Origin of the sequence: Dyadobacter sp. NIV53, from assembly GCF_019711195.1 — a bacterium.
In the GTDB taxonomy this organism is placed as follows: Bacteria; Bacteroidota; Bacteroidia; order Cytophagales; family Spirosomataceae; genus Dyadobacter.
The window spans coordinates 297,479-310,421 of record NZ_CP081299.1 but is presented as its reverse complement, the minus strand read 5'-3'; the positions used below and the strand labels follow the sequence as shown (position 1 = coordinate 310,421).

General features: G+C 39.4%; 7 protein-coding genes. 5 read left to right on the top strand and 2 right to left on the bottom strand.

Annotated features, from left to right (window positions below):
* Positions 1 to 77: 77 nt before the first annotated feature.
* Both KZC02_RS31345 and KZC02_RS31340 read right to left on the bottom strand, forming a co-directional pair.
* The gene (locus KZC02_RS31345; RefSeq protein WP_229253949.1) at positions 78 to 683 is read right to left on the bottom strand and encodes a sensor histidine kinase KdpD; all 606 of its coding nucleotides are present in this window, start codon (positions 681 to 683) and stop codon (positions 78 to 80) included.
* A complete protein-coding gene (locus KZC02_RS31340) occupies positions 649 to 1,032 on the bottom strand; it encodes a hypothetical protein (RefSeq protein WP_229253948.1) in 384 nt (127 codons plus the stop codon). Before KZC02_RS31340 ends, KZC02_RS31345 begins: the two co-directional genes overlap by 35 nt.
* A gap of 1,011 nt (positions 1,033 to 2,043) precedes the next feature.
* Here KZC02_RS31340 and KZC02_RS01350 point away from each other — a divergent pair.
* The 5 genes from KZC02_RS01350 (at position 2,044) to KZC02_RS01330 (ending at position 12,779) form a co-directional block, all read left to right on the top strand.
* Positions 2,044 to 5,082 carry a PAS domain-containing protein gene (locus tag KZC02_RS01350; protein WP_221392450.1) on the top strand — a complete coding sequence of 1,013 codons (3,039 nt, stop codon included), beginning with the start codon at positions 2,044 to 2,046 and terminating at the stop codon, positions 5,080 to 5,082.
* Positions 5,083 to 5,351: 269 nt separating this feature from the next.
* Positions 5,352 to 5,948 carry an RNA polymerase sigma factor gene (locus KZC02_RS01345; protein ID WP_221392449.1) on the top strand — a complete coding sequence of 199 codons (597 nt, stop codon included), beginning with the start codon at positions 5,352 to 5,354 and terminating at the stop codon, positions 5,946 to 5,948.
* A 466-nt stretch (positions 5,949 to 6,414) separates the two neighbouring features.
* Positions 6,415 to 7,608: a FecR family protein gene (locus KZC02_RS01340; protein WP_221392448.1), complete on the top strand. Its 1,194-nt coding sequence runs from the start codon at positions 6,415 to 6,417 to the stop codon at positions 7,606 to 7,608.
* Positions 7,609 to 7,886: 278 nt separating this feature from the next.
* Positions 7,887 to 11,150, top strand: coding sequence for a TonB-dependent receptor (locus KZC02_RS01335; RefSeq protein WP_221392447.1), 3,264 nt, complete (start codon positions 7,887 to 7,889; stop codon positions 11,148 to 11,150).
* 18 nt (positions 11,151 to 11,168) lie between these two features.
* Entirely contained in the window at positions 11,169 to 12,779 is a 1,611-nt protein-coding gene (locus KZC02_RS01330; protein ID WP_221392446.1) for a RagB/SusD family nutrient uptake outer membrane protein, read from the top strand.
* Positions 12,780 to 12,943 lie beyond the last annotated feature (164 nt).

Below are 12,943 nucleotides of genomic sequence, written 5' to 3'. Positions count from 1 at the left end.
GTGGTACCAAATTGGTTATTTCCAACCTGATAAATGAAGAAAGTTTAAATTGGCAATTGAAATATTGAAGATTTTATTTACACTGCATAAGACATTTTATGCCCATGAAAAGGAATTGAAATATAAAAACAAGTTCCGCTTTGATCACTGCTTTCAAACCAGATCTTTCCGTTTTGGGCGGTGATATATTCAAAACAAAGAAGCAGGCCCAAACCAATTCCTTTTTCACCTTTTGTGCCATAGGTAGACTGTGCTTTCAATGAAAACAGGAGATCTTTCTGGTCCGCAGAAATTCCTATTCCTGTATCTTTTATACTGATCAGACAATTGTCATCGACAATTTCAGCGAAAACGCTAATATTTCCACCTTTGGCAGTAAACTTAATTGCGTTTCCAATAAAATTCCGGACGATCAATTCCATCATATCTGCATCGGCAAATATGGTCAGGGCAGGATCAAAATAATAATTCAGTTCTATTCCTTTCCTGGCTGCAATTTCACTTTCAGAGTATAAAGTATTTTGAAGAAGCTGATTCAGGTTAAGGTATTGCGGATTGGCTATAACTCCATGCAATTGGGATTTGGACCAGGCAAGAAGCTTGGAGAGCATTGCCATTGTATCTCTGGTCGATTTTAAAAGATCGGCTTCAATTTCTGCTTTTTTGGCTCGCATCAATATCATATTCGGTAAGCAATTCCAGATAATGCTGAATATTGCCCAGAGGTGACCGCAGATCATGCGCAATGATGGACATCAGTTTATTTTTTTCGGCATTTAACCTTTCCAGTTCAAGGTTTTGATTTATAATATGCAAGTTTTTTTCTTCAATTGACAAAGATTTTTCCAGTACGGATTGTTTCTCTTTTTCATAACTTAACCGGATATAATTCGTGCAAAAATAGGAAATGAACGCTACAACAATATAGGCTGAAACGCCATCAATAAAACTGCTGACCCTGTCTGTATAAGTATAAGGAACAAGTTGCGGATAAAGATATTCCAGTACATTAATGATCAGGACTACACCCACGTTCGCTACAATCCAGAACTTATACTGCGCAGGTGGGCTGATTGCTATACTTATTAAAAGTGTCAGTAAAAAAACAGGTCCGTTGGCCCTTTAATACCGGAATTCAGAAAAAAATTGATTGTAAAAGAAGCAGGCAAACCCAGTTTGCAATAAAAATGCTTTGCGAAACTTTGTGCCTGAATCGGGATCTATAGTAAAGTGCAGTAAAAATCACGAGTACGACAAGACTTTCCAATGCTATAACAGGAAGCCCGATCAGATAATTAAATGGTACATTGTAACCCAATCCAATAATCGAAATCAAACACACAGAATGAAATATACGAGCGTTCAGATCGAATTGGGTAGTACGCCCTGGTAGCTTTAATAAAAGCTTATAAATCCGGGATTTGGATATCAAATGTATTTCCAATTGTAAGATCGAATAAATTTAAGATTTGGGTACGAAGCAAATCAACGCTTCTTGTTACAAATATAAGTTTATCTAATTAATATTAGAATATATTTAAGAGTAGTGTAGTAAATAATTTAAAAAATATATGATAACTACAATTCCATAACTCGTAGTATTAGTTTTTATATCTTTTTTGAAGTTAAGTCTTGATTGTCAGTCTGGTATTGATTTGATACTAAGTATATGGATATGCGTTATGTAGAATAATTACTTGTTTTTAGGTAATAAAAATTCATTTTTTGAATTTAAATATTTATGTGAAAAACTTAAATCGTGCAACTAAAAGCTTGAAAGCCCGGGTATCAAAATAAAATGAATAGATTTTTTTTATTTTTAACTTCAAAGTTTTTCAATTTTTTACAGAATCATAAAGTATAAAGTGCTGATAATAATTTGATTATGATTTTATTTTTCATTTTTAGTTTAAATAATATGAATGAAAATGGATATGTAAACGTTAAAAAGGTCATTGTCAGAATTGTAAATTCAATGGTAACATTTAATCAATGGTTCGGTTTTTCTAGCAACCATTGGTACGATTACAAATTCTCAACCAAATGGTAGCAGGCACACATATCTCTAATGAAAGTTTCCTGGCTGATATTCAAAGACTTGCTAAAATTGGAAGTTGGGAAGCAGACCCGATAACCAAAAAGGTAAAGTGGTCGGATGTCATGAAAGAAATCCATGAAGTGGACCATTCTTTTCAGCCTGACTTTTCAGCAATTGCTGGTTTTTTCAAAGAAGGCAGAAGTAAAAATACTTTTTTTGAAGTATTTGAAGATGCTTTGGAAAACGGTACTCCATTTGATGTGGAGTTGCTGATCATAACCGGTAAGGGTAATAAGTGCTGGGTTCGTTGTATAGGAAATACGGAATGGCAAAATGGAGAATGTATCAGGATTTATGGTTCTGTGCAGGATATCAATAAAAAGAAAATGTTTGAGAATGAGGTGGTTGATTCCCGTAACAGGTTTCAGTCCCTGATTCAGGCTGTGGATGGCATCGTTTGGGAAGCAGATGCGCAAACGCTGGAAGCTGTTTTTGTGAGTGACCAGGTTTGGAACATTCTGGGGTATACTCCGCATGAATGGCTTAGCGAACCCGGTTTTTGGCAAAACCATATTCATCCTGCCGATCGTGAGCGAATTCTAGGGGAGTGTAGTAAACTGACAGGAAATCTTAAAAATCAGCCTTATGAGTACAGAATGATAAGTGCCGATGGTAATAGCGTCTGGTTCAGAGATTCGGTATCAGTATTGGAGGAAAAGGGTAAGCCCAAATGGCTCCGTGGCATGCTGGTAAATATTACCGAGATGAAGCGGTTGATTGAATTCGAAAACCTTGAAAAAACAATACTTGAGTTAAATTCAGTAAAGGATATAAGCATTCAGGAAGTATTAATGGCTTATGTTAAAGGTATTGAAGCTATTTTTCCCAAGCTGATTTGTTCCATTATCCAGATAAAAAATAATACATTACACAATTGGGCGTCACCTTCTTTACCCGGAATTTATGTAGATGCGATTGAGGGCCTTCCCGTTGCAGAAAATACCGGTTCGTGCGGTACTGCGGCTTTTTACAAAGAAAAAGTGATTGTAAGTGATATTGCCAACGATATTCGATGGGCTAATTATAAGGACCTGGCCCTGGCAAATAATCTGACCGCATGCTGGTCTCATCCTATTATCAGTTCTGAAGGTGTTGTAATGGCCACTTTTGCGATTTATTATAACGAAATCAAAACGCCGGCAGAGGAAGAATTAAAGGTCATCGACAGATCTGTTGCCATTCTAAAGGTTTTATTGGAAAACAGGGAAAGTTCAGAGATTATTGAGGAAAAGACTTCTTTAATGGTACAGAGTGAAGAGCTGGCGCATTTTGGTAACTGGCAATGGAATTTGCAAAATAATACTGTGAGCTGGTCCGATTCCCTTTATTCTATTTATGGTTTAAGCCGCGATTTTTCTAAATCCACACACGACGCCTATCAGAGTTTACTTCATCCTGCTGATAGAAAACGTGTGAATAAGCTTATTCATGAGGCGATAGATGCAAAAAAAGATGTGGAGTATGAAGAAAGGATTATTCGCCCTTCCGGGGAGATCAGGCATCTTAAATCCTGGGGGAAAGTTAAGCTGAACAAACAGGGAGTTCCGGTGAAGATGATGGGTGCCTGTCTGGATATTACAGAAACAAAAGGCATTCAGGAAAATTTACTGGCGAGTGAATCCCGTTTGAGAAATCTTGTGAACGCTTTAACAAGTTATGTGATCCGTACAGATCTGAATGGAAACTTTACTTACTACAATTGCCGGTTTATAGAAGATTTTGGCTGGTTTTACCGAAGTGATAAATTCATGGGCGCAAATTTTATGCTTGTTGTTCAGCCCAAAGACCATCACCGGGTAGCCCAAATTGCTGAAAATTGCCTTAAATACCCTGGGAAAGTTTATCCCGTGGAATTAGACAATATACAGGAAGGCGCCACAGCCCGATCGGTTCTCTGGCATTTTATCTGTCTCACAGATTCAAGAGGTGAGCCTTCTGAAATACAATGTGTAGGCCTGGATGTTTCGGAACGTAAGGAAGCGGAATGTGCTTTGAGGCTGAGTAACGAAAGATATGAATATGTGAATAAAGCCACCAATGATGCTATTTATGACTGGAATGTGGTCAGTAACAGTATAGAATGGGGCGATGGTTTTTATAGATTGTTTGGGTACGTTACGGGCAAGGATAGATATCCTGTTGAAAAATGGGCATCGCAGATCCATTCTTCTGAACGGGAAAAAATACTGGGAAATTTAAAGCAAATCCTCGAAGACCGTACCCAATTCCATTGGAATACAGATTATCAGTTTATGAAAATGGATGGTAATTATGCTTACGTGGAAGAGAACGGGCTAATTTTAAGGGATAATGAAGGCAGGGCTTTCAGGATGATCGGAGTTCTGAGAGATGTTACAAAACAAAAGCAGGAGGAGTACCGCCTGAAAATATTAGAATCTGCCATCACGCATACGCGTGATTATGTTCTGATTGCGGAAGCTGGTTCGCTGCAAGTGGTTGGTCTGAAAATTCTTTATGCTAACAGGGCCCTTACCAATCTGACGGGTTACACGCTGGAAGAACTAATTGGAAAAAGTATTCTGAGCTTTAAAGACCCATATGGAAACAGGAGTAGTTTTAATAAAATAATTGCCGCAATAAAAAACAGGATTCCGGTTGTGAGGGAAACCATTCAGTATAAAAAAGAAGGTGAGCAGTTTTGGATCAATATTTCACTGAACCCTGTGATGAACGATAAAGGTGTGCTTACCCATTGGATATGTACCGGGCATGACGTTACCGAAAGGATGAACTACACAACGGCAATTGAAAAACAAAACCAGAAATTACAGGAAATAGCCTGGACACAGTCTCATGTAGTGCGGGCTCCCTTGGCTCGGTTAATGGGTTTGATTAACCTCATTTCGAATTACCATAATTCTGATGCAGAAAAAGAGGAATTACTGGAACATATTTTATTGTCTGCTCATGAATTTGATAAAATCATCAGGGATATCTCGGACAATACGAGGGAGCAGTTTTAATAAACTGGCCTTGTGAATCCAATGATTCTTCCGTCAGACATGGCAGATACCTTCTGTTTTGTCTTCGTATTTCAGCATATATTAAAACAACCAGCCAATGGCACTTCCCATAGCTGCATCTTCTTATAATTTATCATTTTCATGCAGCAGGCAAATAAAAATTCGTGAATTTTGTATTATGTGTTAAGTAATTAATATGTTTGTATACAAACGCAGAATAAAATATGGAAGCATGATCTTTATAATTTATTCGCCGATTTTAAACGTCAGTGCAGATACAAGCCTTACATAGCGAAAGTGATTTACTAATACGTGCTTCTCAGGCTGACGAGGAGGCGTTTACTACACTTTTCCACTTGTACAAGCATAAATTATACAGTTACATTCTACGGCTAACCGACTCGGAAGTACTAGCTGAGGATATTGTACAGGATGTGTTTATGAAACTCTGGAGTGATCATGCAAGTTTGAATACGATTGATAATTTTGGAAGTTATCTTTTCAGGATGTCCAAGAATTATGTGATCAATCATTTCAAAAGAATGGCCCACGAAACGCTGATCATGGCCGAAATTCATGGCCAGAAACCAGCTGGCTGTAATGATACGCAGGATATGATCGCTGTCAGGGAAGTCGAAAAACTTCTGTCTGAAATTCTTGAAAAACTTCCTGCACAGCAAAAAACAGTTTACCATCTGAGCCGGGAAGAGGGCAGAAGCCATGAGGAAATCGCCAATCTTCTTAAAATATCTCCTAATACCGTCAAAAACCACATTGTTCAGGCAATGTCCACCATTCGTACACAGCTGCGGCGGCATTCAGATAGCATGCTGGTAATTGTTTCTATCATTGCTTTGAAGAAATAGTTTGCTGCTGATTTTATTATTATAATTTATTGCTCTGCTTTCTACTAACATTTCGGAGCTCTGTATGCTGCCGATATTACGTTGCCCAGCAATTTTATAAAGTCAGGAAATAAATCTAAATATGAGAATCGAAGGTAGTTGCAGAGTAACGAAACATTGGTAGCGACCAAAATACACAACATTTTAATAAGGTGCTTAGCACCGTGACAACAGCACAAATTGGCCAGCTGTACAAATCTTGAATACAGCCTTTACCAATCTCCAATCCTGTTTTTTTATCACCCGAAATTCAATCCAGTTTCTCATCCAAAAAAATAATCCATATATTTTTTCAAACTGACTAGTCCCTTGTTCTTTCTCATTTGTCTTTTATTTGGTGTTACTTTATTTGAGGTTAATAACTTTTGGTAGAATGACTAAAAATTCAAAATGAAAAGTAAGTAATTACGCGATTCGGAGATATATTATGCAAGATGATAGAATTCATTATTTAGCAGGGAAATTTTTTGACGGAACATCTAATGAGCCTGAAGTTCAGGAATTAGCTGCATGGATTAAACAAAATCCTGATGATGAATTGGCATTGGTCCTGGAAAATGCGTGGCAGAACTTTCAGTCAGATACAAAAATGCCGGAAGACATGTCTGACCGGATTATTGGTACAATTTTTCCGGAAAAGAACATACCACTTGCACAAAATTATCAGGAATACGAATCAGAAACGTCCACGGTTAATCTTTGGCCGAAAATAGCAGCAGCTGCCATTCTGATTATGGCAATCGGTTTGTATTGGTGGTCGGGATCGGGAGGAAAGGCCCGAATAGCTCAAACTAAACCTGAGATTCTTGTGACTGACGTAATGCCAGGTGGAAATAAGGCGGTGTTAACATTGGGTGACGGATCAAGTATTATTTTGGATAGTGCCAAAAACGGTAACCTGGCTAGTCAGGGAAACACAAGTATCACTAAATCCGGTACAGGTGAATTGGTTTACAAGGCATCCGGCGAGGCAAGCAATACCATTGTCTTCAATACTGTTGCGACGCCAAAGGGTGGACAATATCATATTGTATTGCCCGATGGATCAAGGGTTTGGCTGAATGCTGCATCCAGTTTAAAATTTCCTACATCATTTACAGGAAAAGACAGACGTGTAGAAATTACTGGTGAAGTATATTTTGAGGTGGCCCATAATGCCAGAATGCCTTTTATCGTAAAAGCTTACGAAACCGAAGTAGAGGTATTGGGAACGCACTTTAACATGAATGCCTATCCGGATGAAAAAAGGATGAAAACCACTCTGCTTGAAGGAGCTGTGAAAGTATCCAAAGGAAATCAGTCAGCTGTCTTATCTCCTGGGCAGCAGGCTGACATATTAAATATGAATAACAATATCCGGGTTTTAAACAACGTGGATACAGATAAAGAAATGGCATGGAAAAACGGATATTTCCAGTTTGAAGATGAAAATCTGGAAAGCATTATGCGGCAGGTTTCCAGATGGTATGACGTGGAAGTAAATTATGAAGGGAATCCCGGCAAAGAACATTTTACAGGCCGATTACCACGCAACGCCAATGTATCAAAGGTTTTTAAAATATTATCCCTGAGCGGAATTAAATTCAGGATAGAAGGCAAGACAATTATTGTAACACCATAACCCAATGAAGCGCTTATGAAAAGATAGAAACTTGTACCAGATCAAAATCAGCAGGTGCTTTCTCTTTAATAGTTTTGTAAAACTAAAATGAACGGAAACGTTGCAACCGCTCCCGTTCATAAGCAGAGTAAGTACAATTAAAACAATTATCTACAACCGTTTAGCAGTAACTCTAAAACAAAAGTATGAATCACAACTCTTTAATCCAAAAGAGGTCGGGACTGTCGTATATAGCCGATAGATACCCGGGCTTTCTTTCATCCAAAACCATTTTGGTAATGAAACTGATCTTTATTTTTTCATTGGTTTTTTGCATGCAGGTAAGTGCCAGCAGCTATTCGCAAAAGATTACTTTGGTCGCGCAGAATGCTTCTCTTGAGAAAGTACTTAAGTCGATTGAAAAGCAAAGCGGCTATTCGTTCTGGTATAAAACGGAATTGATGCAAAAAGCAGAAAAAGTAAATATTTCTGTAAAAGAAACCAGCCTGGAAGATGCTTTGGCCACATGTTTTAAAAACCAGCCGATTGCTTATTCTATCGTTGACCAGACCGTGGTACTTCAGCCTAAAAAAGAAGTGAAGACAATAATGCCAATAAAGGAAATCCTCGAAATTATTAAAGGCCAGGTACTAGGCTCCGACGGAAAGCCACTGATTGGTGTAACTGTAATGGTGAAAGCAAGTAAACTCGGAACGACAACAGATACGGACGGTAATTTTACAATCAGCGCTTCGGATACAGATTTTCTGGTATTTTCATACATTGGGTTTACTACAAAAGAAATTTTGGTTGGCAAGCAAAGCAGCATAACCGTATCCATGTCTGAAAGCAATACTACTCTGGGTGAAGTCGCTGTGATCGGTTATGGCAGTCAGTCGCGCAAGACACTTACCAGTGCTGTTACAACCGTGAAAGCAGAGGAAATGAACAGAGGGGCGATCACGGATGTTGGCCAGCTTTTACAGGGTAAAGTTCCAGGTTTGAATATCACGGCAAGCGGCGATCCTAACAAACCTGCTGCGGTTATTCTGCGTGGTGCGTCTACAATCAACAGTTCGCAAGGCCCATTTTATGTTATTGACAACATTCCTGGTGCCGATATTTCAACAATTGCCCCAGACGACATTGCATCGATAGACATTCTAAAAGATGCTGCTGCAACGGCCATATATGGTAACCGCGCTGCCAATGGTGTAATTATGGTTACAACCAAAAGAGGTAAAAAAGGTGAAATGAAAATATCCTACAATGGGTATGTGGGTATAGAAAAAGTTTCCAATAAACTGGATATGATGAGTGGGGCACAACTTCGTGCTTTTCTGGATAAAAACAGTGTAGGACTTGCTCCAAAAGATGATCTGGGTGCTGATACAGACTGGCAGTCAGCGGTGCAGAGAAAAACGGCTGTATCTACCAACCACAATATTTCTTTCAGTGGTGGTGCTGAACATAGCTCTTACAGTGCAAGTTTAAACTATGTAAATAAGGAAGGTATTTTGCTGAACAGTTCTTTAAAACGATTCATTGGCCGCTTGTCAATACAGCAATATGCTTTGAAGGATAAATTGAAATTCGGGCTTACGGTAACGAATTCAAACAGCAGGTCGAATGATATTCCTTTCCGTAATACAGTGTTGCTTCAATCTGCTTTATACCTGCCGGTTTCGCCGATCAAAAACGATGATGGAAGTTATTTTGAGAATCTGGACCATACTGATTATTACAATCCGGTGTCAATGATCAATAACAGTGAGAACAGTACCAAAACCAATAATCTGACTGGCAGCTTTACTACCGAAGTTAAATTGCCTTTTGGCCTGACTTACAACCTGAATCTTTCTTATCTGAATACGACTTCGTTAGGTGGTACTTATTTTAACAAGTATTTTACCGATAATTACAACAATATGTATGATAATCCTGAACCGGGATTAGGATATCATACCCAGCAATCGTTTGGTGCAAACGGACAGGCTAACAGAAGTTCTTTTACAAATTCCAGCAAAATTCTTGAAACTTTCCTTACCTGGAATAAAGAATTCGGGGATCATACCTTAAATGCTGTTGTTGGTTATTCATGGCAGGACAACATTATCGGGGAAGGTTTTCAGGTTACTACCAGTAATTTACCGGTTGATAATATCAGCTACAACAACCTTGCCCTGAGTAATCCTTATGGTGTATCCGGCTTTCAGATCGGTTTCGGAGCGGATGGAGTTTATCAGCAAACCCGTTTGATTTCAGATTTTGCGCGTTTTAACTACAATTATAAAAACAAGTATCTGGTACAAGGTTCTGTAAGAAGAGACGGAAGCTCTGTTTTCGGGGAAAATAACCAATGGGGATATTTCCCTTCTGTGGGTGCTGCGTGGAGAATTACTGAAGAAGGTTTTATGTCGGGCCAGAAAGTTTTTAATGAGCTGAAACTACGTGGTAGTTATGGAGTTACGGGTAATGCTACCGGATTTGGTGCATATACAACCCAGTTTTTATCGGGAAGCCTTGGTACATATTATTACAATGGAAGCCTTACTGCTGCATTGGGTCCGACACAGGCTGCAAACGCTGATCTGAAATGGGAAAAAACAGCAACCAGCAATGTCGGAATGGACTTTGCGGTATTGGACGGAAAATTAAGCGGTACGCTGGAATTGTATAATAAAAATACAACGGGTATGATTTACTCTTACAGCGTAGACCCGATTCTCGTGCCAACCGGAAAAATTACAACGAATGGCGGCAGCATCAATAACAAGGGAGTTGAATTGAGCCTGAACGCGGTTGTTTTTGATAAAGGTCCTTTTCACTGGACAACAGGTTTGAATCTTGCCCACAATAAAAACACCGTTACAAGTCTTACCAACCCGCTTTTTGCAGGTGGTGATTCAGTACTTCTGGCTAATCCGGAAGGTTTGGGACAATCGAGCCATTCACTTGAAATCCTGAAAGCAGGAAAACCTTTGGGACAATTTTTCTCACTGCAATATGCTGGTAAAAATGAAGCCGGGGTTTCGCAATTTGTTGGCGGGGATGGCCAGCTTACAACCACTCCTTCAATCGGTGTTGATTACAAATACATTGGAAATGCACAGCCAAAATTACTTGCAGGATGGTCGAATAGTTTCAGGTATAAAAATTTAGATCTGAATATATTTCTTCGTGGAGCTTTCGGAAACAAAATTTTCAATGCAACCCGCGCGGATCTGTTCAGGCCAAATACGGCTCAGTACACCAATATTCTTGTGGATGCCGGTAATGAGTCCATGGCTGATTATAATTCCTATCAGTATTCCTCACGTTTTGTGGAAAGCGGCAGTTACCTGAGATTTGACAATGCGACTTTGGCTTACAATTTCAAAAAGCTGGGTTCTGGCATCAAAAATCTTCGTGTCTACACTTCGGTAAATAACCTGTTTGTTATTACCAAATATAACGGTGTGGATCCTGAAATTAATCAGGGCGGACTTGCGCCAGGTGTGGATTCCAATAACTTCTATCCAAAAACAAGAACTTTCCTTTTGGGAGTGAATGTATCATTCTGATTTAAAAATTAAGCTATCATGAGAAAGTCATATATAAAGACAATTTTATCTGCTGCCGCACTTGCCACGCTGGTTTCGTGCCATGACCTGAATGTGCCGGTAACTTCTGAATTAACGCCAGACGTATTTCCTACCAGTGATGCACAGTTTATCAGTGCAGCCGGGCCTGCCTATGTAGCCCTGCGTGGTAATATTTCAGTGGAATTTTTTCACCTGCAGACGTTAAGTACTGACGAAGCGATATTTCCCGCAAAAGGCGGAAACTGGTATAATGGTGCAGAGTTCAAGGATTTGCATTTACATACCTGGACAAAGGACCACAGCACCGTAACCGGTAACTGGACCTGGTTAAGTACAATTATCGGTACTGTAAATCAATCGCTTTCCATACTGGAAACCAATATGCCGGAAGGAGCATCAAAAAGCCAGACATTGGCAGAACTGAAAATGGTTCGTGCACTGGCTTATTTCTGGATGATGGATAGTTTTGGAAATGTGCCTATTATCACCACATACGGAGATTACAGCGCGCATCCAAATGCGAAACGTGCAGAAGTATTTGCTTTTCTTGAAACAGAAATCAATGCGGCGCTTCCTGCCTTAAGTGATGTGGTTGGTATTTCAACCTATGGCCGTCCTACAAAATACCTGGCCTATTCGTTACTTGCCAAAATGTACCTGAACTCAGAGATTTACACAGGGACTGCGCGTAATGCAGATTGTATCGCTGCTTGTGATGCTATAATCAGTTCCGGCAAATTTTCTCTGGAACCTGCCGCTACGTATCTTCAGATGTTCTATCCGGATAACGGGCCACAAATGAAAGAATTCGTTTTTGCCATTCCATTTGATGCCACAGCAGCCAACAGTTTTCCTTTCCGGGCTACCAATCTTCACTCCCGGTATGATGTGCCTAGAGGTATGGTCGCAAAATTTAAAATGCCGTTTACGCCGGATGCAGCTGTGAGTACCCTGCCCGAATTTTACAAGTATTTCAATGATGCCAACGATATCAGAAATAAAGAATGGCTCACTGGATTACAATTTTACGATGATGGAAAACCGGTGACCGTTACCACTACCAAAAAGGGTTACGACCAGTTTTATGCTGGTTCTGACCCTGCGGCTCCATACACGTATCAGATCAATATTACACCGGAAGTGACTTTAAGACAGGATGTTGCTTCTTTTGATGTTGGTAATGACGAACTGGCCTGGAACATGGGTTACAGAAATATCAAATTTCATCCTGACGCTACATCCCTGAATAGAAACCAGAATAATGATGTGCCTGTTTTCCGATATGCTGATGCGCTTTTGATGAAAGCTGAAGCAATTCAAAGAGGCGGAGCAGCGACTTTGGGAGCTACCGCGCTGTCACTGGTAAATTCAGTTCGTACTGCGAGAAATGCAGCAGCATTTACCAGCGTGGACCTGGAAGCAATTTTTGGAGAAAGAACCCGCGAATTTGCTTCTGAAATGTGGCACAGAAATGACATGATCCGTTTTGGGAAATTTGAAGGCAAGTGGGGTTATAAAACGGATGCCGATATAAACAAACGCATTTTCCCTATTCCAAATTCAGCTTTGCTTCTTAATCCTGCCCTTACACAAAATCCGGGGTATTGATATAACTCTAAAAAATGTCTTAAAATGTTGTCAAACTGCGCTTTTCAAAGTGTGATGGCATTTTAAGACAGCTTTTATTCCTGAATTCTTAACATTTCCCTATTTCTAAGCTCTTATTTTGTTAGCCGTTTTTTTGAATGGCCTTCTTCATTGTGTCAATAATG

Excerpts from the sequence above, each read along its gene's own strand:
- KZC02_RS31345 (WP_229253949.1), bottom strand. The coding sequence starts at position 683 with ATGATATTGATGCGAGCCAAAAAAGCAGAAATTGAAGCCGATCTTTTA.
- KZC02_RS01350 (WP_221392450.1), top strand. The coding sequence starts at position 2,044 with ATGGTAGCAGGCACACATATCTCTAATGAAAGTTTCCTGGCTGATATT.
- KZC02_RS01340 (WP_221392448.1), top strand. The coding sequence starts at position 6,415 with ATGCAAGATGATAGAATTCATTATTTAGCAGGGAAATTTTTTGACGGA.
- KZC02_RS01335 (WP_221392447.1), top strand. The coding sequence starts at position 7,887 with ATGAAACTGATCTTTATTTTTTCATTGGTTTTTTGCATGCAGGTAAGT.
- KZC02_RS01330 (WP_221392446.1), top strand. The coding sequence starts at position 11,169 with ATGAGAAAGTCATATATAAAGACAATTTTATCTGCTGCCGCACTTGCC.